Consider the following 20,682-nt stretch of genomic DNA (forward strand, 5'->3'; position numbering starts at 1 on the left):
CGATGCATGTCGGTGCGATGCGCAACCATCCAGGGATGGATCGGGTGTTCATCGGGAGCCAGGCGGTATCAACCGGGCAGCTGACCGAGCATGAGTTACGCCGCTGGTACCGGCCGATCTATCGCGATGTGTACGTGCTGAAGTCTCTCGACGCGTCGCTACGCGACCGCACGCTGGGGGCATGGTTGTGGTCGAAGAAGCGAGCTGTGATCGCTGGAGCCGCGGCGGCGGCATTGCACGGATCTCGCTGGGTCGACGCCGACGAGCCGATCGAGTTGATCGCTCCTAGCGCACGTCGACACGATGGCCTGGTCGTGCGAAACGAGACACTTGCCGACGCAGAGGTCACCACAGTGGCGGGACTGCCGGTGACCACACCTGTGCGCACTGCCTTCGACCTCGGTCGCCACCGTGCATTCGACGAGGCCCTCGTCCGGCTCGACGCGCTGAAATGGGCGACGTTCTACTCGATCGACGAGGTCACGAAGCTGGTACAACTGCATCCGGCCGTCCGCGGAGTGCGGCAGCTCAAGGCGATCCTTCCGCTTGTCGACGGAGGCGCGGCGTCGCCGAAGGAGACGTGGCTGCGGATGCTGTTGATAGGCGCGGGCTTTCCCGCGCCGACCACTCAGATTCCGGTGATGGACGGATGGCGGCTGCTGGGCGTCCTCGACATGGGGTGGGAGGACATCAAAGTCGCCGTCGAGTACGACGGCGACCACCACCGGACCGACCGGCGCCAATATGCCAAGGACCAACGGCGCATCCGACGTCTTCAGCAATTGGGCTGGATCGTCATCCGGGTGATCGCCGAAGACACCCCTGACGACATCATCGGGCGGGTGCAAGCAGCGATTCGGCGACGAAGTTCACCGAGATCGACGGTGGCGTGAGCTTTACCCGCACTTCTGCACGGCAGCGTCAGTCTCGGCGCACGAGAAGATCGCGAAGGGGACTTAGGCCTTGGTGAGCTGCTTTTCGGCGTAGCGGGCGGCCCACTCCTTGCGCGAGCGGATCGACACGTCGACGTCGGCGCCCTTGGCGCGCAGGCCCTTGACCGTCGCGTCCTCACGGGTGGTGCGGGCGAAGGGATCCCAGCCGAAGAACCGGCAGGAGTTCTCCCAGGTGATCTTGTTGATGTCGGAATCCGACGCGCCTGCGGCATTCAGCTCCGCGAGTACCTGCTCGGGGGCGTCCGGCCAGAAGCAGTCCGAGTGCGGGTAGTCGCACTCCCAGGCGATGATGTCGATGCCGATCTCGTGCCGCAGCTTCAGCGACGTCTTGTCGGTGACGTAGCAGGCCAGCGAATGCTCCCGGAACACGTCGCTGGGCATCTTGTCCCCGAAGTCGCGGCGCAGCCACTTCTGGTTGGTGTAGTGCCGGTCGCTGCGGTCGAGGTAGAACGGGATCCACCCGATGCCGCCCTCGGAGAACGCGAACTTCAGGTCCGGGTAGTTGCGCATCGCGGGGCCCCACAACAGGTCCTGAGCGCACATCGCCGAGACCTGGGTGGCCAGGATGATCAGATTGTCGATCGGTGCGTTGGGGGCCATGCTGATCGCGCCGAAGCCGGTGCCGATGTGCAGACACATCACCACGTTCTCTTCCGACAGCGTGCGGAATACCGGGCCCCAGTAGTCCTCGTCGTGGTAGCTCGGCAGGCCTTCGAGGTGTGGCAGTTCCGGCATGGTGACCGCCCGGCAGCCCTTGGCGGCGACCCGGCGGATCTCGTTGCACATGCCCTCGGGCGTCCACGTCGGGAGGATCGCGATCGGGATGAACCGGTCGGGGTAGGAACCGGCCCATTCGTCGATGTGCCAGTCGTTGTAGGCCGACACCATGACGAGCGTGACGTCCTCACGCGTCATGTTCAGGTGGCGCGCGGAGAAGCCGGTGAACGTGGGGAAGCACATCGAGGCGAGGATGCCGTTGCGGTTCATGTCGCGCACCCGCTCGTGGACGTCGTACACGCCCGGGCGCATCTCGGCGAAGCCGGCCGGATCCCGGCCCCACTCCTCGGCAGGCCACGACACCACGGCATTGAGCCCGCTGACGCCCTGCGGCCGGCCCTGGTACATCCACTGATCGACGCCCTTGTCGTCGGTGACGACGATCGGGGCCTCGGGCTTGTACTTGGCCGGGACGTGGTTGAGGAACATGTCGGGGGGCTCCACGACATGGTCATCGATGCTCACCAGGATCAGGTCGTCGACGTTCATGCCACAGTTGTACCCTCGATAATCGTGACCGTCTCCGCACATTCGGCCAGAGACTTGTCTCGACCGGCCAACATCGGCCAGGTGGAACTGCGCCGCGGTGGCCGGGTCCTGGCCGGCAGCTATCTGTACGAGGGCGAGCTGCTCGTCACCGGCTGGCATTTCCACGACGTGCACCAGATCGAATACGCGATCGGCGGCGTGGTCGAGGTCGAGACGGCCTCGGCGCACCATCTGCTGCCGCCTCAGCAGGCGGCGTGGATTCCGGCCGGCCTGGAACATCAGGCCACCATGAATCCCTCCGTCAAGACGCTGGCGGTGATGTTCGACCCGGAACTCATACCGACCGCCGGTGACCGTGCCCGCATCCTGGCCGTCTCCCCGCTGATCCGGGAGATGATGCTCTACGCGCTGCGGTGGCCGATCTACCGGGCCGCCGACGACGAGGCCGCTGACTCATTCTTCCGCACGCTGGCCAACCTGGTGGCCGAGGCGCTGGATCACGAAGCGCCGCTGAGCCTTCCGAGCTCCCACGATCCCCTGGTCGCCGCGGCGATGGCCTACACCAAGGAGCACCTGCAGTCGGTAACGCTCGCCGAGGTGTGCCGGGCGGTCGCGGTCTCCGAACGGACTCTGCGCCGCCAATTCCAGAGCGAAGCGCAAATGCCTTGGCGCACTTATCTCTTGCACGCCCGGATGTTACGAGCGATGGCCCTGCTGGCCGCGCCCACCCAAAGCGTGCAGCAGGCCGCCACCGCGGTGGGCTTCGACAGCGTGGGGTCGTTCACCCGGGCCTTCAGTCAGTTCTGCGGCGAAACCCCGTCGTCATACCGAAGGCGTGTCACCGGTAGCGGTGTGTGAGGTGAGCGCGCGCCGGTGATTGCGCTCGTGCCACCGCAGACGCAGCAACAGCAGGCCGCGGTGCGCCTCGAACCCCAGCGACAACGGGTGTCGCCATGGGCCCGATCGTGTCCGCCGTGTTTGTGCCACATCACCACTGTGCCAGCCGGCGGGCTCTGGTTGCCGCGGCACACGCGCAAATGTGCCGCTTGTCACCTGAAGTTCGTTGTCCGTCAAGAATCCTCGTCCGTACCGGTGATCGCGGCGACCAGTGGTTCGAGTTCGCCGCCGACGGCCTCGCGGACCTCCTGGCCGGCCCGCTTGACCGATTCGGTGATGTCGCCTCGGGCGGCCACCGCGGTGGCCCGCAGTTCGTCGATATTGCGTGACAGCGCCGCACGTACATCGTCACCCTGGGTGGCGGCGGTTGCCACCGCGAAAGCGCCGTCGATGGCCGAACCCGCCACCGTTCCCTGCGCGGAGGCCACCGAAGCGGCGACCTCACCGGCATATCCGAGGACAGCCACCGGCAATGTTGCCTGGTGACCGACGTAGCTGACGACGGCGGCGCGCAGCCGGCCGCGGGCCTCGTCGACGACGTCGGCCACGCCGGTGCCGGTGCGCTCCCAGGCCGCCGCGATGGTGTCACCGTCTTGGATCGCACCGGCGAAGGTGGAGGGTGCGTGCGCGATGGCGGTGGTGAGAAGTGTTGTCGCATTGATCAATTGGCTGCTGAGCGCCTGGCCGGCGGCGATCTGGCGCTCGAGGACGTGGCGGATGACGATGTTCGTCCGCGGCGTCGGTTCCCCGTCGACGATCAAGACGGCGTCGACTGGTTCGGACTCGGTCGTGGTCTCAGTCTCAGACATGGTGTCAGTCAACCCGTCCGGCCCGACCGGCCGATATCGGCGAAGTGACGGGCGGAACTCGGGCAGGCAAAAAGCCGGGGCCACCCGCACGCCGTCGGTTACCAGCAGGCCACCAGCTGTCACCCAGTTAGTTGCCAGTAAGTGGCCTTATTGTCAGTTCTTCGCGTCCCGGCGCTTGTGACGCTGCCTTTGCTGGGATCTGCCGTGGAGGAACCGAAATGACCAAGCTCTTCCGACTCGGCTTGGGAGTCGTCACGCTCACTGCGATGTCGCTCACTCTCGGATCGGGTGTCGCGTTCGCTGACGCCTACGCCGGACAGTCGTATTCGGATGCATCCAAGGCGATCAGCGACGCTGGACAGAAGGCCGTCATCGCAACGTCTGTCGGGGACTCGCTGAGCCAGGGCGACTGCGTGGTCACCCGCTCGCAGAAGGCCGACTGGATGAAGGGTGACAACTTCGCTCCCGTCACCGACACGGTGCTCCTGTACCTGAACTGCAATGCCAAGCTCGCCACGGCCGGCAAGTCGGGCAACTCACTCGGCAGCCCCGAGGGTCGCGCGGAGAAGGCAGCCGAGGACGAACAGGCCGCCAAGGATGCGGCCGCCGCGCAAGCCGCAGCTCAGCAGAACCAGTCCAGCGAGCTGCTGTCTCCCGGCGGTAACTGACGATTCGCGCGCCGGGTTGCCGGCGCGACCGTGGGCGGCAAGGATCCGTGGCAATGGATTCCACACTCGCCGCTGAACTTGCCGACCTCGACGCCATGGGACAGGCGGCGCTTGCCGCTTCCGGAGAGGTGTCGGCCGCCGGGCTGCTCGACGCCGCCATCCTCCGGTTAGAAGCCGCCCGCGGCCTCAACGCTGTGATCACCGACGCGTTCGACCGTGGGCGCGACCAAGCGGTCGCCCTCGACCAGGCGGGCACGCTGCGCACCGGGGTCGCAGGGCCGGTGGCCGGAGTTCCCTTCCTGCTCAAGGATCTTGGGGCCTCGCTGTCCGGGGTCCGTGAGGCGATGGGCTCACAGGCCCTGCGCAACCACATCGCGCCGTACACGGCGTGGATCGTGGAGCGGTATCTGGCGGCCGGCCTGGTGGTGTTCGGCAAGACCAACACCCCGGAATGGGGCAATCACTGCACCACCGAGCCGACGTTGTTCGGTCGCACGGTCAATCCGTGGTCGCCGGACATCACCCCCGGTGGTTCCAGCGGCGGGTCGGCGTCGGCGGTGGCCGCCGGCGTCGTGCCGGCCGCCTCGGGCGGGGACGGCACCGGATCGATCCGGGTGCCCGCGTCGTGCTGCGGGCTGGTCGGGCTCAAACCGCGGCGGGCGCGCACATCGTTCGCCCCGTCCGGGCAGCTGCTGGAGGGTTTGGCGGTCGAGCATGCGTTGACCCGCACGGTCCGCGACAGCGCCGCGCTGCTCGATGTGGTCACCGGTAGTGCGCCGGGCGATCCGTACAACGCGCCGTTGCCCGCCCAGGGGTTCCTGCGCGCGCTCGATCAGCCGCCGGCTCCGCAGCGGATCCTGATCGCCACCCACTCCCCTTTTGCCGCCCCGCCGACCGACCCCCGTGTCGCGGCCGCCGTCGAATCCGCCGGGCGCGCACTGGAATCGGCCGGTCATCACGTGGAACCGGGAGCGCCGTCATTCGACACCGACGCCGTCGCCGACGCGATCGCCGTGCTGCACAACGTCAGCAACGTGCAGCTGTACAACTTCGCGAGGTCCCACCTCGGCCGCGATCCCCGCGAGGACGAGTTCGAGCCCAGCAGCTGGGTGATGATGCGCGAGGGTTTCACCACCTCCGGTGTCGACTACGCCGACGCCATCGAAGCCATCCACAGCCAGACCCGGCACTTCGTCGCGGGAATGGGCGCCCACGACCTTTTGCTCGTCCCGACGTTGCTGGCGCCGCCGCCGCACTACGGCGTTCTCGATCAGCCCCGCGGCACAACCCGGGCGTTCTTCGACGTCGAGTTCGCGCACACCGGGTGGACCACCATGGCGAACGTGACCGGCTGGGCCGCGATCTCCGTACCCCTGGCGACCACCGAGGACGGCTTGCCCATCGGCGTTCAGCTGATGGCGCCCGAGGAAACGGTGCTGCTGCAGTTGGCAGCCCAGCTCGAGCAGGCTGTTCCATGGGCGCAGCGGCGCCCGTCCCGATGGCTGGGCGCGCCCGCGGCCTGAGCGCCTTTGCTGCTTTGGACGAACCGTGCAGCGGTCATGTCCGCACATGAGACACTGTGCCCATGGTTGTCGCTATCGCGCGTCCCAAGCTGGAAGGCAATATCGCCGTCTCGGAGGACCGTCAGATCGGTTTCGCCGAATTCGGCTGCGCCCAGGGCCGGGCCGTCTTCTGGTTGCACGGTACGCCCGGGGCTCGACGGCAGATCCCCGTCGAAGCGCGAGTGTTCGCCGAACAGAACGACATTCGGCTCATCGGGGTCGACCGGCCAGGGATCGGCTCGTCCACCCCGTACCAGTACGAAAACGTGCTGGCGTTCTCGAAGGACCTGGCGATCATCGCCGACACCCTCGGTGTCGACAAGATGGCCGTGGTCGGACTGTCCGGCGGTGGGCCGTACACACTGGGCTGCGCGACCGCGATGCCGGAGCGGATCGTGGCCGCCGCCGTGCTCGGCGGAGTGGCCCCGACGGTCGGGCCCGAAGCCATCAAGGGTGGCCTGATGAAGGTCGGCGCGGCCGCGGCCCCGATCATCGAGGTCGCCGGCGCCCCGCTGCGCCTCGCGGCCGTCAGCTTGATCCGGCTGATCAAACCGGTGGCCGAGCCGGCGCTCTACATCTATGCCGGCATCTCCCCCGAGGGCGACCGCAAGATGCTGGTGCGCCCGGAATTCAAGGCGATGTTCCTCGACGACCTGCTCAACGGCAGCCGCAAGCAGCTGTCGGCGCCGCTGGCCGACATCGTCGTGTTCGCCCGGGACTGGGGATTCCGCCTCGACGAGGTCAAGGTGCCGATCCGATGGTGGCACGGCGACAAGGACCACATCGTGCCGTTCGCGCACGGGCAGCACGTGGTCTCCAAGTTGCCCGACGCGGAGCTCTACACGCTATCCGGTGAGAGCCACCTGGCCGGTCTGGGCCGGGCCGAGGACATCCTGCGCACCATGCTCGAGCTGTGGGATCGCGACGAAAAAGCCTGATCCACACCGCAATCCAATCCCGCGCCGCGCGGATGATTCCAGCGCGGCGCGGGTATCGGATGTCTGGGTTAGGCGCCCAGTCGGCTCTTGATCAACGCATCTTGCTTCTGGCCGAACTCGATCACCAGATCGTTGGGTGCCGGGTCGGCGACCGGGCCGGAGAACTCCAGCGACGACGCGGCATTGCCTTCGGTGAAGTACAGAATGCTCAGCGATCGCGTGCCGTCCGGCGATGTCCCGGTGATCAGCTGTCCGCCCTGTCCCACCGGAGCGGCAACCGACTTCTGATTGGCCACCGGCGTGGCGGCCTGCGCGGAACTGATCGCACCCGCGGCGGCACCGGGATCGCCCAGCACCCAGACGGTGTCGGTGATCGTGCGGCCGTCGCGATGGGTGTAGACAGTCATTGCGCCGGGTTGGCCGCCGGGATTGAGGGTCGGCGGGCCCGCGGTGTAGGCGAGCGAGTCGGTCACCACATTCGGATCGATCAATAACACGGTGTAGTCACCGGGATCGGCGGATGCCAAACCGGCGCCGAGCGACATACCTGCCGACAACAGAGCGGCGGTCAGACCGCCGATACAACGAGAGTTCATATTCGAGGTCTTCCGTTCAGGAAAGGAATGAATGTCGGGTTATTCGTCGATGCGCGATCAGCAGGGGTAGCAGCCCCAGCCGCGCCAGCCGTCACGCCAGAAAAAGCCCGCGCCACAACCCATGTCCCGGTACCGCCTCGGCAATCCAGCGCGGTGATGACCGGTGAATGCCCCGGGCCGTACGGCGTGGGAGTGGTTGTTGATGCGGCATTGGCAGATACCGCACCGGACAGTGAACCGGCGATCAAAGCTGTCGTCGCAATACCCAAGATGACTTTTCGCATGAATGGCTCTCCCAAATCAGGGTCGCGCTGAATAGGACCGTCCCACGGTACGTGAGCTAATGCGGGAATTAAGGCAATTCGACGGGTTCGTCAGTTAGCGTTTCGCCCCGAACTGACCCGTGCTTATGCCTAATTCCCCCACTGTCATGGGCCAGAAGTCCCTATGGGTGAAGGCCATTACACGCCAAGCTGATTGACGTAATGGGGGTGGCCGGTGTATTGACGGATACGTCATGGCACCGCCTTCGAAAGGTGTGGACATGAACGACGTACTCGCAGAACGCAATTACGCCTGGCGGATGATCCGGGCCGCGCGAATCTCGCACGCCGACGGAGTGATCGCCGATGGCGCCGAGAACCGCCGTAGCGATATCGGCACACTGCTCGACGAAGCTCTCGAAGCCGGGCTGGGCCGCGCCGAGATCATCGTCGAACTCGCCGACCTCGCTGCGCGCATGTACGCGCTGTGCAATCCCGACGAGCTCGTCGTCGCGGATGCCGAAGGCTGTCTGGCTTAAGCCAATCCGAGCAGAGTGCGCCGCAATAGGTGCATGGCCACCGTGGTGGACCGCTCTCTGATATCTGCGCGTTCACCGGGCAACCGCACCGAGCGGCTCACCGTCGTGCCGTCGCCCAGCATCACGCAGAACCACACCGTGCCTACCGGTTTGGCTTCCGTTCCGCCGCCCGGCCCGGCGATACCGGTGATAGCGACCGCGGTGTCGGCGCCGAATCGGCGTAATGCCCCCGCGGCCATCGCCTCGGCCACTTCCTGGGAGACCGCTCCGCAGGAGTCGATGAGCGCGCGGTCCACACCGAGCACATCCACCTTCGCCTCATTCGCATAGGCCACCACCCCACCCGCCACGTAGGCCGACGACCCGGCCCGGTCGGTCAGCCGTGCCGCCAGCAAGCCGGCCGTACACGACTCCGCCGTCGCGATGCGCCGCCCCGCCAGCAGTCCGGCGACCTGATCGTCAACGAGCGATCCGTCCTCGGAGAACACCATCTCGCCGTGCCGGGCTCGAATCAGATCCATCAACTGCGCGTACGCCGGCGCGCTGTGCGGTTCATAACGGGTGACCATCTCCACCTCGCCACGGCGCAGGCAGGTGGTGATCTCGAGGTCGGCGAAGCCTGGCAGGCTCTCGGCTTCGCGCAGGGTCTCAGCCAGCCCGGACTCGGCCAGCCCGAACATCCGGACCGTGCCCTGGCTGTAGACGGTTCGCCCGGCGATGGCCTGCTGGAAGGCCTCGTCGGCAACGGCGGCCGGCCACATCGCCTGGAGTTCGCGCGGCGGCCCGGGCAACACCAACACCGTCGGTGAACCCGGGACGACGACGCCCGGCGCTGTCCCGACCGGATCGAGGACGTGGGCGCCCACCGGAACCATCGCCTGTTTACGGTTGGCCGCACGCACCGCGTCGAAGTCGATACCGGTGAAGCGGGCCATCAGATGCTTGAGGATCGCGGCGATCTTGGCTTCCAGCTCCGCATCGAGCGCCAGTTCGCGGCCGCAGAAGCGCGCGACGATTTCGACAGTCATGTCGTCGGCGGTCGGGCCGAGGCCGCCGGTGGTGACGATCAGGTCGACGCCCTCGGCGGCCAGGAAGCGCAGCTGCGCTTCGATATCGGCGGGCCGGTCACCGCAGATGGTGATGTGAGCCAGTTCGACGCCCAGTTCCAGCAGCCGGTCGGCCACCCAGGGGCCGTTGCGGTCCGCGACGCGCCCCGTCAGGACCTCGGTGCCGGTGACCACGATTCCCGCGCGCACGCTCATACCGAGCGAGATTACTGACTCAGCCCACCGGATCGGGCGTCAGCCCGGTGGCCTCACCGAGCGCCTGCAGCCAGGTCGCGGTGTCGGTGACGTAGAAGCCGATCTCCCCGCCGGCGGTGCGCACCACCAGATGCGTCCAACCGCCGGCGACGCTGCCCTTGAACACCTTCGCCAGCCGCAGTCCGGTGATGGCGTCCAGCGGAACGCTGATCGTCGTACCGGTCAGGGTGAGGAACACCAGTCGCCGCCGGGTCAGCGCGATGCGGCCGTTGTTCTTCACCGACGGGTAGCCCGGCGCGGTGGCGCCCCGGTAGTTGCCCTTCTCGAACGGCCGGACGATGGTCTCGACCGCCAGTTCGCTCTCCAGTTGCGCGGCCGCGGAGCGGTACTTGCCGCGATAGATCAGCACGATCACGCCGGCCACCAGTCCCAGCACCACAGCGATGCCGACCACCAGCAGGACGATCTGCACCGCGATGTTCATGTCGGTCGACGGCTCAGCGGGGCGCCGCGCCCGGAGCACGCACGACCAGCGGCACCGCCGGGAAGGCCGCCGCCATCTCCGTACGGGACTTGCGCAGTGCGGCGGTGCCGTACCCCTTCTTTCGGTGGTCGGGATGTATCCAGATCCGCACGTTGACCTCACCGCCGACCAACTCGCCGAACACCAGGCCGACCTTGTCCTCGCCGTCAAGAGCGACGAACCAGGCCGCTTCCTCGGCGCTCAATCGGTCACGCGCCGAACGGATTTCGTCGTCGAGGTTTCCGGCGGGCGCGCCCGAACCGTCGCCGGCCGCGCCGACCTCCTGGGTGCGGGTGGCGAAGATGTCGCGATCGGAGGAGTCGGAGAACGGGCGCAGTTGCAGGCTTTCGTCGATGCTGGCCGGCCGCTCCCCCAGGGTGAAGGACAGCTGGCTGTTGAGGTCGCGGAGTTCGGCGGTGATGCGGTCGCGGGAATCGCGTGTCACCTGATCGAACGACAGGCCCAGGACGGCTTCGGTGCCCCGGCGTGACGTCCCGAGCAGCGCGGCGACGTTGGTGATCGCCGAGTCCCGGTTATCGGATGCGACGATCGCGTCGAGCACCTCGTGGCGACGCTCGAGGGCGTTGAGTAGTGCATCGGCAATCTCGCGGCGGGTGGCAGCGCGGTCTTGGTCGGTCATGGCCCCAGCGTAGATCCGGCGGCCCGACTTCGGCGCCGCTGCGCGCAACTCCGCGACTAACGTGGAGTGGGGCTCAGGTGTGCGGCGTTGCACAAGAACAGATACGGCGTTTGCCGCAGCGCTCTGCCAAGATGAACGCGCGGCGGATGACCGGTTGCGCGGGGGTGACCTGTCGCGGATTCGACATGAGGAGTTTGGGACGGTGGCGAAGACCTTCGGGACGCTGACCGTCGTGCTACTCCTCCTGCTGTGTGCCGGCGATCTGCGGGTGTTCGGCGGTCCTCAACCTCATCCCGCCCAGGACATCGAACTGTCCGACGGCTGGCGCCTCACCTCCGCCCAGGGCCTGCCGGCGAATGGCGCGACAATCTCGACGAACGGCTACGACGCCGCGGCGTGGCACCCGGTGCGCCGGATGCCGGCCACCGTCCTGGAGACCCTGCAGGACGACGGTGTCTACCCGAACCTCTACTACGGCAAGAACCTTCTGCAGAACGTGCCGCAGGACCTCTACGAGCAGGACTGGTGGTATCGCACGACGTTCACGGCGCCGGCCGACTACCCGACCTACGTGCTGGACTTCCCCGGCATCAACTACCGCGCCGAGGTGTGGCTCAACGGCCGTCGCGTCGCCGACAACAGGCAGGTCGTCGGCATGTACAACAGTCACGAACTCGACGTCACCCGCTGGATTCAGCCGGGTAAGGCCAACACCCTCGCCGTCAAGGTGACCCCCGAACGCGCCATCCAGGACGTCAACGGCGTCGAACTCGCCGACAGCTGGTACGACTGGATCAACTGGCGCTACCTGGGTTATCAGGGCCCGGACAAGAACCCGGCCAACGGCAACTCCTTCGTGCCGGACCGCAACGCCGGCATCTGGAAGCCCGTGTACCTCAAGACATCCGGACGCGTCTCGATCGGCGACGCCACGGTCAACACCGAGCTGCCACTGCCCGACACCGACAGCGCCCGCCTCACGGTCTACGCACCGCTGCACAATTATTCGACCGAGAAGGTGCGCGGGGTGTTGCGTGCCACGATCACCTGTGACGGCAAGGCGCCCATCTACGTCGACGACGCGGTCACGCTGATGCCCGGCGAGAAGCGCGAGGTGACGCTGAGTCCCGACCGCTTCCCGGCACTGGTCGTCAGTCATCCGGACCTGTGGTGGCCCTACACGATGGGCCGCCCCGACCTCTATGACCTCAAGCTGGAGTTCGTCCAGAACGGCCAGGCCACCGAGGTGGCGACGCAGAAGTTCGGTATCCGCACGATCACGCAGGGCCGCGACTCCGACGACTCGTTCGCCGAACTGGGGACCGGTGGCAACTTCTACCTCCAGGTCAACGGCAAGAACTTCCTGGTCCGCGGCGCCACGTACACGCCGGACCTGCTCTACAAGTACGACCCCGAGCGCGACGCCGCGATCCTGAGCTACGTCAAAGACCTCGGGCTGAACATGCTGAGGCTGGAGTCCAAGATCTCCTCGCAGCGCTTCGTCGAGCAGGCCGACGAACTCGGCATCCCGCTGATGTACGGCTGGATGTGCTGCAACCAGTGGGAGAAATGGCAGCAGTGGGACGACGAGGATCGCCGGGTCTCGCAGGACAGCATGCGCTCGCAGATCGAGATGCTGCGCTCGCATCCGTCGGTGTTCGTCTGGGCCAACGGCAGTGACGGCCGCCCGCCGGAGGAAGTGCTGACCGAGTACCACCAGATCCTGTCCGACCTGCACTGGCAGAACGCCACCGTCGACACGGTGTCGTCGCTGAACCGGGACGCCGACGGCCAGCAGGTGTGGGACGGCATCCAGATGGCCGGCCCCTACACCTGGCGTCCACCGTCGTACTGGTTCGCCGGGCAGTACGGCGCGGCGCGTGGATCCTCGGCCGAACAGGGCGACAACGAACACATCCCGCCGTTTGCGAGCCTGCAGAAGTTCATCCCGCCGGACAAGCTGTGGCCGATCAACGACACCTGGTTCTTCCACGCCGGTTCGGATCCGCAGAACTCGCGGCTGGCCAATGTCCAGCGGGTGATCGACCGTCGCTACGGCCCGTCCACCAACGCGCGGATGTTCGCCGACAAGGCGCAGCTGGCGCACTACGAGGCCACGCGCGCGCAGTTCGAGTCGTTCGCGGCCAACGGCTGGGACGGCCACAAGATGACGATCTACTGGATGCTCAACAGCCACTGGCCGTCGTTCTTCGGCAACATCTTCGACTACTACCTGCGTCCCGGCGGCGCGTATTACGGCGCCAAGAAGGGCCTGCAGCCGCTGTCGGTGGTGTTCGACTCGTACGCGACCGGCAACCACCGCCAGGCCAGGGTGTTCGTCGTCAACCAGTCACCGGACACCCGGGAGAACCTGCGCGTGCGGGTCCGTGTCTACGGCCTCAACGGCGCGCTGCGCGACGACCGGGCTGCCGACGACATCGCCGTCGACCCGGGCGGCGCGGTGCAGGCGATGACGCTGCCGCCGGGCCCGCCCGACTCTCCGGTGTTCTTCGTCCGCTGCGAACTGCTCGACTCGACCGGCGCTGTCGTGGCCGACAACGTGTACTGGCAGTCCCGGCAGGCCGACGACGTCGGCCCACCGGCCAACGACGCGGCGTTCAACTCCAATCAGGTCAGCTGGGCGGACATGACCGCGCTGAACACCATGCCGAAGGTGCCGCTGGACGTCACTGCCACCGGCGGTGACCACGCCGGCCGCGACGTGACGATCAGCCTGCACAACCCGACGCCGCGGATCGCCTTCTTCGAGCGGGCCGAACTACTGACCGGCCCGCTCGCCGACGAGATCCTGCCGATCGAGTACGACGACAACTATGTGACCGTGTTCCCCGGCGAGACGGTCCAGATCACGGGCCGGGTGCCCGACTCCGGACCCGCCCCGGCCTGGGTCAGGGTCACCGGGTACAACAGCACACCGGTGGTCGTGCAGGTTCGCTGACGCACGCCGTGCGACGTCGCTGACGTCGCCCGATGCATGCGTGCCCTAGATTCGGTGGTGACGCCACCGCAGGAACACCTTGGAAGGGACGGAGATTGCTGCAACACGCGCTCGTCGTGGCAGCCGCCCTTGCCGGTGCGGTGTTCGCGGCCATCGGCATCGTGGTCCGACAGCGGGCCACCATGGATGTGCCCCGCGATCAGGGTGTCAGCACCACGATGGTGTCGACGCTGTTGCGCCGTCGGCTGTGGTGGGCGGGCACCGCGTCCGCGGTGACCGGGTATGCGTTCCAGGCGGTCGCGCTGGCGTACGGCTCGCTGCTGCTGGTCGCCCCACTCATGGTGTCCGCGTTGCTGTTCGCGCTGCCGCTGAGTGCGCGGCTGGCGCACCGGCGGGTGTCGCGTGTCGAGTGGATGTGGGCCGTGGTGCTCACCCTCGCGCTGGCGGTGTTCGTGTCGCTGGCTCGCACGAAGCCCGGCGACTACGACGGCGCGACCCTGCCGGCCGTGGTGGTGGCCGGCGCCAGCCTGCTGTTCGTGGCCGGTTGTCTGCTGGTGGCGCTGCGGCTGTCGGACTGGCGGCGGGCGATCCTGCTGGCGGTCGGCGTTGGAGTCCTGTTCGGCGTGGTGGCGGTGCTGACCAAACTCGTCATGCACGTCGTGCGCGAGGGCAGCATGCTGCGGTTGTTCACCTCACCGGTGCTGTACGTCGTGCTGGCCGTCGGCGTCATCGCAACCCTGCTGCAGCAGTCGGCTTTTCACGCCGGGTCGCTGCGCGCCTCGGTCCCGGCGATGCTGGTGCTCGAGCCGGTGATCGCGGTGCTGTTCGGTGAAGTGGTGCTCGGTGAACACCTCGCGGTGACCAAGCCGGTAGCCGTCGTCCTGGCCGTCGCGGTCGGGGCGATGGCCGCGGCAACGATCGCGCTCGGGCGCGACGAGGGCGCCTGGGAAGAGGAGTTGGAAGCCGCCGCGCAGACCCGCGAAGGCTAGTCCGCCCAGGGTCCGATGCCGCCGACCGCGTCGATCCGGATCCGGGTGAGGTATCCCGGCGGCGCATCCTCGGGCGGGAACACCACGGTGTCGTCGGTGACCATCGTCGCGGCGAGCTGCCGCAGCAGTTCGGGTGCGCCGCACTCGACGACGCGCGCGGTCCCGGTCACCGTCAGGTACGGGCGCCTCACACTGCCCGGCTCGCTCGACACGATCGTCAGCGCGACGCGGCCGTCACGACGCACGTTGCGGACCTTCTTGCGGTCGGCGAGGCTGGCGACCACGAGTTCGTCGCCGTCCTCACCCGATTCCAGCGCCACCCACACCAACGACACCTGCGGGCTGCCGTCGGGATTGAGGGTGACCAGTGTCGCGTCGGCGGCGGCGCCGATCAGATCGCGTGCCGCATCGTTGAGCCTCATGTGCGTGTGCAACACCACACGAGGCCGGGCATTCCCGACAAGATCGGCATGATGGTGTGGTGACGCTGTCATCGGATCCGCTCACGCAGATCGCCGGGAGCCCGCCGGGTGCGGCGGTCGGTGCGTTCTTCGACCTGGACGGCACCTTGGTGGCCGGGTTCACCGCCACCGCGCATGCCAGTGATCGAGTGCGACGGGGACAGGCCAGGCTCGGCGAGGTGCTCGGCGTGATCGAGGCGTCGCTGCGCTACAAGTTGGGTCGCATGCAGTTCGAGCGGCTGCTGATCCGCGCCGCGGGTTATCTGCGCGGCGAATCACTGGCCGATCTCGACGAGATCGGCGAGCGGCTGTACGCCGAACAGATCGCCGAGCGAGTGTATCCGCTGATGCGCGAAATCGTCGGCGCGCACCGCGATCGCGGGCACACGGTGGTGTTGAGCTCGTCGGCGCTGACCATCCACGCCGAGCCGGTGGCGCGCGCGCTGGGGATCTCCGACGTCGTCTGCAACACCTTCGAACTCGACGGCAACGGCAGGCTCACCGGAACCATCACCAAGCCGATCGTGTGGGGACGCCAGAAAGCTGCTGCGGTGCAACGGTTTTCGGAGGCCAACGGAATCGACCTGGCGCGCAGCTATTTCTACGCCGACGGCGACGAAGACGCCGCCCTGATGACGCTGGTCGGCCATCCGCGCCCGGTCAATCCGCGCCCGGGCCTGGCGGCGAAGGCCGCGGCGAACGACTGGCCGGTGCTGCGGTTGTCGATCCCCGGCCGTCGCAGCAGCGCGGCCAATGCGATCGGACACTTCCCCGCGCTGGGGCGCGCGGCCCTGGGCGCGGCGTTCGGTTCGCTGGCGCTGCGCACCCGCCGCAGAGGTTAAGGCATCGCGCGGTGCGGCACGTCGGTGATCAGGCCGCCGTCGACGACGTACTCCGATCCCGTGGAGAATGACGACTCGTCGCTGGCCAGGAACACGATGAAGGTGGCCACTTCCTCGGGCTGACCGGGACGGCCCAGCGGAGCGCTGACCATGTCCTCGGGCAGGTGCTTGGTCATCGGCGTGCGGATGAAGCCCGGGTGCACCGAGTTGACCCGGATGTTGTCCGACGCCAGTTCCAGCGCAGCTGATTTCGTCAGGCCGCGCAGACCCCACTTGGACGCCACATAGCTGTGCACCCACGAGGCGCCGCGCATGCCCTCGATGGACGAGACGTTGATGATGGACCCACCGCCGGCGGCCTTCATCGGCTCCAGCACCGCCTTGATGCCCAGCAGCGCGCCGGTCAGGTTGACGTCGAGGACCTTCTTCCACCGTTCGACGTCGAGCGACTTCAGCGGCGCGACCTGGACGATGCCCGCGTTGTTCACCAGCACGTTGACCTTGCCGAACTCGGTGACGGCGGTGTCGACGGCCGCGGCCCACTGGTCGGCGTCGCTGACGTCGAGGTGCACGTAGCGCGCGGCGTCGCCGAGCTCGTCGGCGAGTTCCTTGCCCTTGTCGTCGAGGATGTCCCCGATCACGACCTTGGCGCCCTCGGCGACCAGCATCCGCGCGTCAGCGGCGCCCATCCCCTGTGCGCCACCAGTGATGATGGCTACTTTGTCGTCTACGCGTCCCATGAGCCGACAGGCTACCGGTAGCTCTCGCCGCGAGGTAGAACCTGTTCCAGTTTCGGCGTCGAATGCGCATACTGAACCGACTGCAGACCCCAGCATGAGGAGAACTTATGGCCATCCGCGTTGCCCACATCGGCACCGGAAACGTCGGACGGATAGCCCTATGCGAGCTGATCGAGAACCCGGGCTTCGAGCTGACCGGGTTGTGCGTGTCGGCCGACGAGAAGGTGGGCAAGGACGCGGGTGAACTGGCCGGCCTGGACGTCAAGACCGGCATCCTGGCCACCAAAGACCTCGACGCGGTGCTGGCGACCGAGCCCGAGTGCGCCGTGTACTGCGCGATGGGCGACACCCGCATGCCCGAGGCTATGGAAGACGTCCGCAAGATCCTGGCGGCAGGGATCAACGTCGTCGGATCATCGCCCGGGCTGCTGCAGTACCCCTGGGGCGTGATGCCAGACAAGTACATCCAGAGAGTGGAAGACGCGGCCCGACAAGGTAATTCGAGCTTGTTCATCAGCGGTGTCGACCCGGGCTTCGTCAACGATCTGATCCCGCTCGCGCTGGCCAGCACCTGTCAGCGCATCGAGCAGGTGCGATGCATGGAGATCCACGACTACGCGTCCTACGACGGCGCAGAAGTCATGCACTACATGGGTTTTGCCCGCTCCATGGACGAGATCCCGATGCTGCTGCAGCCCGGAGTACTCAGCATCGCCTGGGGCACGGCGATCCGGCAGCTGGCCGCCGGCCTGGGCATCGAGGTCGACGAGATCACCGAGTCGTACCAACGCGAACCCGCGCCAGAGGATTTCGACATCGCGGTCGGTCATGTCGCCAAGGGCACCCTGGCCGTCCTGCAGTTCGAGATCCGCGGAATGGTCAACGGCCACCCCGCGATCGTCATCGAGCACATCACCCGGTTGCGCCCCGATCTGCGTCCGGATTTGCCACAGCCCGCAGCCGGCGGCGGCTCGTACCGCATTGAAATCACCGGTGAGCCTTCGTACGCGGTGGACATCGTCCCCAGCAGCAGTAGAGGCGACCACAACCAGGCCGCGATCGCCGGCGCCGCCGGCCGCATCGTCAACGCCATCCCCGCGGTGATCGCAGCCCCGCCGGGCATTCGCACCACGCTGAACCTGCCGCTGGTCTCCGAGGTGGAACTGTTCACCAAACCCTGACGCCCGCCCCGAACGTCACACCAGAGTGACGGCGAGCGCCCAACGTGGCGCCTGAGTGACGTTCGGCGGCCGAGCGCCGCACGCGTTTGACCGAATGCCCGCCGGGGTACTTACCGCACCGATTCGACGGACGCGTAAGGAGGCAGGGCTATGGCGACGCGTCGCTTGATCCTTCTGGTGGGTGCGGTGCTGCTGGTCGCGGGAGTGATCGCGCTACTGGTCCCGGTGTCCACGTCGGACGGCAACGGCGGCAGCATTGGCTGCGGCAACGCGGTTTCCGAAGACCTGTCGGCGGCCCGCGCTGCCAACGACAAGAACGTCATCGCCAATGTGCCAATCCTCAATCAGATCGTCCAGCACCCTGACTTCGTGGCCCAGTGCCAGTCGGCGGTGTCCTCCCGGCGGGCCTGGTCGATTCCGCTGACGGTGATCGGCGTGCTGGTGGCCGGCGGGTCGCTGGTGGTTGGCGGCCGCAGCGGCGTCAAAACCTAGGGTCGATAGCCCGGAACTATCAGCATGCCTGGGTAATTCACGTAGTACGACAGGCAGATCGGGCTGTGCCGGCACGCGATGATCGCCCCCGCATCCGGCGCGGCGCCGATGACCTGACCGCTGCGGGGTGGCAGGTTGCAGTTCACCACGTACGGGTTGAGCGGGACGACGCCATTGGTGCACTCCGAAGCGGGGGCCGCCGATGCGATGCCGGCGGGCGTGAGCGCCGCAGTCAGTGCGGCAGCAGCGATTCCGGCTGACAGGCGTCGGGTCCGACGCCCCGAAACGACCATGGCGGACCCCCGTCGTTGATCCGTGCCCGGCGATGAGCAGACAATCAAACGGTACTCCTGACGGGCGGAGGTGCGATGGGTTTGCTCACCGGCCTGTTGACCGCATGCAGCGGCTTCCTGCTCGCGGTGTTGTGGATGGATCTGATCTTCGACACCCAGATCCGGGGCGACCAGCAGTCGGCCTTGCCCTCGATCGGCGGTTACTACCGCCGGGCGACGACCACGTCGCAGCCGATGGGCCGTCTGATCGCGGCGGTGATGGTCGTGTTGCTGGGCGTGCTGGCCGTCGAAGCGTTCGTCGGAGACAGTCCGGGGTGGCTGATCGCCGTGTCGGCGCTGCTGGCGAGTGGGCCGGTGACGCTGGCGCTCACGCGCACCGTGCCCAATGCGGTGCGGCTGGGCCGGCGCACCGATACGGTCGCCGAACAGGCCCGGCTGGCCCGCGCGATCTACCGCGACCACCTCGTCTGCGCGGTAAGCATGCTGGCATTTCTGGTGCTCTGGCTGGCTTGGCTGGGCAGATAGGCATTCGTCCGGCGGCTGATGGTGGATACCTGGTACTGCCGCATCGGCGACGTACTAAACTAGAACACGTTCCAATCTGGTTATGCCCCCGCTTGAAGGAGCCGGTCCATGCACACTGCCCTCTGCGATGAGCTCGGTATCGAGTTCCCCATCTTCGCGTTCACCCACTGTCGTGACGTCGTCGTCGCCGTCAGCAAGGCCGGCGGTTTCGGCGTGCTCGGCGCGGTGGGCTTCACCCCCGAGCAGCTCGAGATCGAGCTGAAGTGGATCGACGAGAACATCGGCGATCACTCCTACGGTGTCGACATCGTGATCCCCAACAAGTACGAGGGCATGGACGCCAACATGTCCCCCGAGGAACTCACCAAGATGCTGCAGTCGATGGTTCCGCAGCAGCACCTCGACTTCGCGAAGAAGTTGCTCGCCGACCACGGTGTGCCGGTCGAGGACGCCGACTCCAATGCGCTGCAGCTGCTCGGCTGGACCGAGGCGACCGCCACGCCCCAGGTCGAGATCGCCCTCACCCACCCGAAATGCACGTTGATCGCCAACGCGCTGGGCACCCCGCCCGCCGACATGATCAAGCACATCCACGACGCCGGTCGCAAGGTCGCCGCGCTGTGTGGCTCCCCCGCGCAGGCCCTCAAGCACGCCGAGGCTGACGTCGACATCATCATCGCCCAGGGCGGCGAGGGCGGCGGGCACTGCGGTGAGGTCGGCTCGATCGTGCTGTGGCCGCAGGTCGTCAAGGCCGTCGCGCCACGGCCGGTGTTGGCCGCCGGTGGCATCGGCAGCGGCCAGCAGATCGCGGCCGCGCTGGCGCTCGGCTGCCAGGGCGCCTGGTCGGGTTCGCAGTGGCTGATGGTCGAGGAAGCCGAGAACACCCCCGTCCAGCAGGCCGCCTACATCAAGGCCAGCAGCCGCGACACGGTGCGCAGCCGTTCGTTCACCGGCAAGCCGTGCCGGATGCTGAAGAACGACTGGACCGAAGCGTGGCAGACCGAGGGCAACCCCGAGCCGTTGGGAATGCCGTTGCAGTACATGGTTTCCGGCATGGCGGTTGCCGCGACCAGCAAGTACCCCAACGAGACGGTTGATGTGGCGTTCAACCCGGTCGGTCAGGTGGTCGGCCAGTTCGCCAAGGTCGAAAAGACCTCGGCGGTCATCGAGCGCTGGGTGCAGGAATACCTCGAGTCCACCGGACGGCTCGAAGAACTCAACGCGACGGTCTAGGACCTAGACGACAGTGCCGCCAGGATGAATGTCCTGGCGGCACTGTCGTTG

At 67.2% G+C, this 20,682-nt stretch carries 22 protein-coding genes; 13 read left to right on the top strand and 9 right to left on the bottom strand.

All coding sequences use genetic code 11. The features are described from left to right. Positions 1-35: 35 nt before the first annotated feature. On the top strand, positions 36-893 hold the full coding sequence (locus K0O64_RS15455) for an endonuclease domain-containing protein (RefSeq protein ID WP_071949810.1): 858 nt from the start codon (positions 36-38) through the stop codon (positions 891-893). A gap of 63 nt (positions 894-956) precedes the next feature. Here K0O64_RS15455 and K0O64_RS15460 read toward each other — a convergent pair whose 3' ends face one another. Continuing rightward, positions 957-2,219: an amidohydrolase family protein gene (locus K0O64_RS15460; protein ID WP_071944509.1), complete on the bottom strand. Its 1,263-nt coding sequence runs from the start codon at positions 2,217-2,219 to the stop codon at positions 957-959. A gap of 24 nt (positions 2,220-2,243) precedes the next feature. Between K0O64_RS15460 and K0O64_RS15465 the strand changes: the two genes are divergently transcribed. Further along, the gene (locus tag K0O64_RS15465; protein WP_071944507.1) at positions 2,244-3,077 is read left to right on the top strand and encodes an AraC family transcriptional regulator; all 834 of its coding nucleotides are present in this window, start codon (positions 2,244-2,246) and stop codon (positions 3,075-3,077) included. A 212-nt stretch (positions 3,078-3,289) separates the two neighbouring features. Here K0O64_RS15465 and K0O64_RS15470 read toward each other — a convergent pair whose 3' ends face one another. After that, positions 3,290-3,925: a hypothetical protein gene (locus tag K0O64_RS15470; RefSeq protein WP_220045603.1), complete on the bottom strand. Its 636-nt coding sequence runs from the start codon at positions 3,923-3,925 to the stop codon at positions 3,290-3,292. Between the two features lie 218 nt (positions 3,926-4,143). Between K0O64_RS15470 and K0O64_RS15475 the strand changes: the two genes are divergently transcribed. The 3 genes from K0O64_RS15475 (at position 4,144) to K0O64_RS15485 (ending at position 7,093) form a co-directional block, all read left to right on the top strand. Continuing rightward, positions 4,144-4,593: a hypothetical protein gene (locus tag K0O64_RS15475; RefSeq protein WP_071944504.1), complete on the top strand. Its 450-nt coding sequence runs from the start codon at positions 4,144-4,146 to the stop codon at positions 4,591-4,593. 53 nt (positions 4,594-4,646) lie between these two features. Beyond that, positions 4,647-6,116 carry an amidase gene (locus tag K0O64_RS15480; protein ID WP_071944502.1) on the top strand — a complete coding sequence of 490 codons (1,470 nt, stop codon included), beginning with the start codon at positions 4,647-4,649 and terminating at the stop codon, positions 6,114-6,116. Between the two features lie 62 nt (positions 6,117-6,178). Further along, entirely contained in the window at positions 6,179-7,093 is a 915-nt protein-coding gene (locus K0O64_RS15485) for an alpha/beta fold hydrolase (protein ID WP_071944500.1), read from the top strand. A gap of 68 nt (positions 7,094-7,161) precedes the next feature. Here K0O64_RS15485 and K0O64_RS15490 read toward each other — a convergent pair whose 3' ends face one another. After that, a complete protein-coding gene (locus K0O64_RS15490; RefSeq protein ID WP_071944498.1) occupies positions 7,162-7,689 on the bottom strand; it encodes a hypothetical protein in 528 nt (175 codons plus the stop codon). A 544-nt stretch (positions 7,690-8,233) separates the two neighbouring features. Between K0O64_RS15490 and K0O64_RS15495 the strand changes: the two genes are divergently transcribed. Next, on the top strand, positions 8,234-8,491 hold the full coding sequence (locus K0O64_RS15495; protein WP_125477441.1) for a hypothetical protein: 258 nt from the start codon (positions 8,234-8,236) through the stop codon (positions 8,489-8,491). Here the strand turns inward: K0O64_RS15495 and K0O64_RS15500 are convergent. Genes K0O64_RS15500 through K0O64_RS15510 form a run of 3 tightly spaced genes read right to left on the bottom strand, consistent with a single transcriptional unit; the run spans position 8,488 to position 10,916 of the window. Beyond that, entirely contained in the window at positions 8,488-9,753 is a 1,266-nt protein-coding gene (locus K0O64_RS15500; protein WP_071944492.1) for a competence/damage-inducible protein A, read from the bottom strand. The two genes, K0O64_RS15495 and K0O64_RS15500, sit on opposite strands and share 4 nt — an antisense overlap. 19 nt (positions 9,754-9,772) lie before the next feature. After that, positions 9,773-10,237, bottom strand: coding sequence for a hypothetical protein (locus K0O64_RS15505; RefSeq protein ID WP_071949809.1), 465 nt, complete (start codon positions 10,235-10,237; stop codon positions 9,773-9,775). Between the two features lie 13 nt (positions 10,238-10,250). Continuing rightward, positions 10,251-10,916 carry a GNAT family N-acetyltransferase gene (locus tag K0O64_RS15510; RefSeq protein WP_071944490.1) on the bottom strand — a complete coding sequence of 222 codons (666 nt, stop codon included), beginning with the start codon at positions 10,914-10,916 and terminating at the stop codon, positions 10,251-10,253. Between the two features lie 202 nt (positions 10,917-11,118). On the opposite strand from K0O64_RS15510, the gene K0O64_RS15515 reads away from it, so the two are divergent. Then, the gene (locus tag K0O64_RS15515; protein WP_225933460.1) at positions 11,119-13,875 is read left to right on the top strand and encodes a glycoside hydrolase family 2 protein; all 2,757 of its coding nucleotides are present in this window, start codon (positions 11,119-11,121) and stop codon (positions 13,873-13,875) included. Positions 13,876-13,970: 95 nt separating this feature from the next. Continuing rightward, complete coding sequence (locus K0O64_RS15520; protein WP_071944488.1) at positions 13,971-14,864, top strand: DMT family transporter; 894 nt, start codon at positions 13,971-13,973, stop codon at positions 14,862-14,864. On the opposite strand, the gene K0O64_RS15525 is transcribed toward K0O64_RS15520, so the two are convergent. Then, a complete protein-coding gene (locus K0O64_RS15525; protein WP_220045604.1) occupies positions 14,861-15,286 on the bottom strand; it encodes a TIGR03618 family F420-dependent PPOX class oxidoreductase in 426 nt (141 codons plus the stop codon). The genes K0O64_RS15520 and K0O64_RS15525 overlap by 4 nt on opposite strands. A gap of 56 nt (positions 15,287-15,342) precedes the next feature. On the opposite strand from K0O64_RS15525, the gene K0O64_RS15530 reads away from it, so the two are divergent. Beyond that, positions 15,343-16,167 (top strand): HAD family hydrolase, encoded by an 825-nt coding sequence (locus K0O64_RS15530; RefSeq protein WP_071944486.1) that lies wholly within the window; start codon positions 15,343-15,345, stop codon positions 16,165-16,167. Here K0O64_RS15530 and K0O64_RS15535 read toward each other — a convergent pair. Beyond that, the gene (locus K0O64_RS15535) at positions 16,164-16,907 is read right to left on the bottom strand and encodes a glucose 1-dehydrogenase (RefSeq protein ID WP_071944484.1); all 744 of its coding nucleotides are present in this window, start codon (positions 16,905-16,907) and stop codon (positions 16,164-16,166) included. The genes K0O64_RS15530 and K0O64_RS15535 overlap by 4 nt on opposite strands. A 107-nt stretch (positions 16,908-17,014) precedes the next feature. Here K0O64_RS15535 and K0O64_RS15540 point away from each other — a divergent pair, with 107 nt between their 5' ends. Continuing rightward, positions 17,015-18,088, top strand: coding sequence for an NAD(P)H-dependent amine dehydrogenase family protein (locus K0O64_RS15540; RefSeq protein WP_071944482.1), 1,074 nt, complete (start codon positions 17,015-17,017; stop codon positions 18,086-18,088). A 150-nt stretch (positions 18,089-18,238) separates the two neighbouring features. Next, entirely contained in the window at positions 18,239-18,580 is a 342-nt protein-coding gene (locus tag K0O64_RS15545; protein WP_096311515.1) for an aminopeptidase, read from the top strand. Here the strand turns inward: K0O64_RS15545 and K0O64_RS15550 are convergent. Beyond that, positions 18,577-18,873: a hypothetical protein gene (locus tag K0O64_RS15550; protein WP_164520079.1), complete on the bottom strand. Its 297-nt coding sequence runs from the start codon at positions 18,871-18,873 to the stop codon at positions 18,577-18,579. The genes K0O64_RS15545 and K0O64_RS15550 overlap by 4 nt on opposite strands. A 75-nt stretch (positions 18,874-18,948) precedes the next feature. On the opposite strand from K0O64_RS15550, the gene K0O64_RS15555 reads away from it, so the two are divergent. After that, positions 18,949-19,398 (top strand): hypothetical protein, encoded by a 450-nt coding sequence (locus tag K0O64_RS15555; protein ID WP_096311516.1) that lies wholly within the window; start codon positions 18,949-18,951, stop codon positions 19,396-19,398. Between the two features lie 108 nt (positions 19,399-19,506). Beyond that, positions 19,507-20,631, top strand: a complete 1,125-nt coding sequence (locus tag K0O64_RS15560) for a nitronate monooxygenase (protein WP_071944474.1) — start codon at positions 19,507-19,509, stop codon at positions 20,629-20,631. Positions 20,632-20,682 lie beyond the last annotated feature (51 nt).

Origin of the sequence: Mycolicibacterium pallens, assembly GCF_019456675.1 — a bacterium.
GTDB lineage: Bacteria > Actinomycetota > Actinomycetes > Mycobacteriales > Mycobacteriaceae > Mycobacterium > Mycobacterium crocinum.

What these genes read in the sequence shown, in the direction of transcription:
- K0O64_RS15540 (WP_071944482.1), top strand. Translation starts at nt 17,015, where the DNA reads ATGGCCATCCGCGTTGCCCACATCGGCACCGGAAACGTCGGACGGATA.
- K0O64_RS15535 (WP_071944484.1), bottom strand. Translation starts at nt 16,907, where the DNA reads ATGGGACGCGTAGACGACAAAGTAGCCATCATCACTGGTGGCGCACAG.
- K0O64_RS15485 (WP_071944500.1), top strand. Translation starts at nt 6,179, where the DNA reads ATGGTTGTCGCTATCGCGCGTCCCAAGCTGGAAGGCAATATCGCCGTC.
- K0O64_RS15460 (WP_071944509.1), bottom strand. Translation starts at nt 2,219, where the DNA reads ATGAACGTCGACGACCTGATCCTGGTGAGCATCGATGACCATGTCGTG.
- K0O64_RS15550 (WP_164520079.1), bottom strand. Translation starts at nt 18,873, where the DNA reads ATGGTCGTTTCGGGGCGTCGGACCCGACGCCTGTCAGCCGGAATCGCT.
- K0O64_RS15560 (WP_071944474.1), top strand. Translation starts at nt 19,507, where the DNA reads ATGCACACTGCCCTCTGCGATGAGCTCGGTATCGAGTTCCCCATCTTC.
- K0O64_RS15525 (WP_220045604.1), bottom strand. Translation starts at nt 15,286, where the DNA reads ATGAGGCTCAACGATGCGGCACGCGATCTGATCGGCGCCGCCGCCGAC.
- K0O64_RS15480 (WP_071944502.1), top strand. Translation starts at nt 4,647, where the DNA reads ATGGATTCCACACTCGCCGCTGAACTTGCCGACCTCGACGCCATGGGA.
- K0O64_RS15545 (WP_096311515.1), top strand. Translation starts at nt 18,239, where the DNA reads ATGGCGACGCGTCGCTTGATCCTTCTGGTGGGTGCGGTGCTGCTGGTC.
- K0O64_RS15490 (WP_071944498.1), bottom strand. Translation starts at nt 7,689, where the DNA reads ATGAACTCTCGTTGTATCGGCGGTCTGACCGCCGCTCTGTTGTCGGCA.
- K0O64_RS15455 (WP_071949810.1), top strand. Translation starts at nt 36, where the DNA reads ATGGATCGGGTGTTCATCGGGAGCCAGGCGGTATCAACCGGGCAGCTG.
- K0O64_RS15470 (WP_220045603.1), bottom strand. Translation starts at nt 3,925, where the DNA reads ATGTCTGAGACTGAGACCACGACCGAGTCCGAACCAGTCGACGCCGTC.
- K0O64_RS15500 (WP_071944492.1), bottom strand. Translation starts at nt 9,753, where the DNA reads ATGAGCGTGCGCGCGGGAATCGTGGTCACCGGCACCGAGGTCCTGACG.
- K0O64_RS15510 (WP_071944490.1), bottom strand. Translation starts at nt 10,916, where the DNA reads ATGACCGACCAAGACCGCGCTGCCACCCGCCGCGAGATTGCCGATGCA.
- K0O64_RS15555 (WP_096311516.1), top strand. Translation starts at nt 18,949, where the DNA reads ATGGGTTTGCTCACCGGCCTGTTGACCGCATGCAGCGGCTTCCTGCTC.
- K0O64_RS15475 (WP_071944504.1), top strand. Translation starts at nt 4,144, where the DNA reads ATGACCAAGCTCTTCCGACTCGGCTTGGGAGTCGTCACGCTCACTGCG.
- K0O64_RS15495 (WP_125477441.1), top strand. Translation starts at nt 8,234, where the DNA reads ATGAACGACGTACTCGCAGAACGCAATTACGCCTGGCGGATGATCCGG.
- K0O64_RS15505 (WP_071949809.1), bottom strand. Translation starts at nt 10,237, where the DNA reads ATGAACATCGCGGTGCAGATCGTCCTGCTGGTGGTCGGCATCGCTGTG.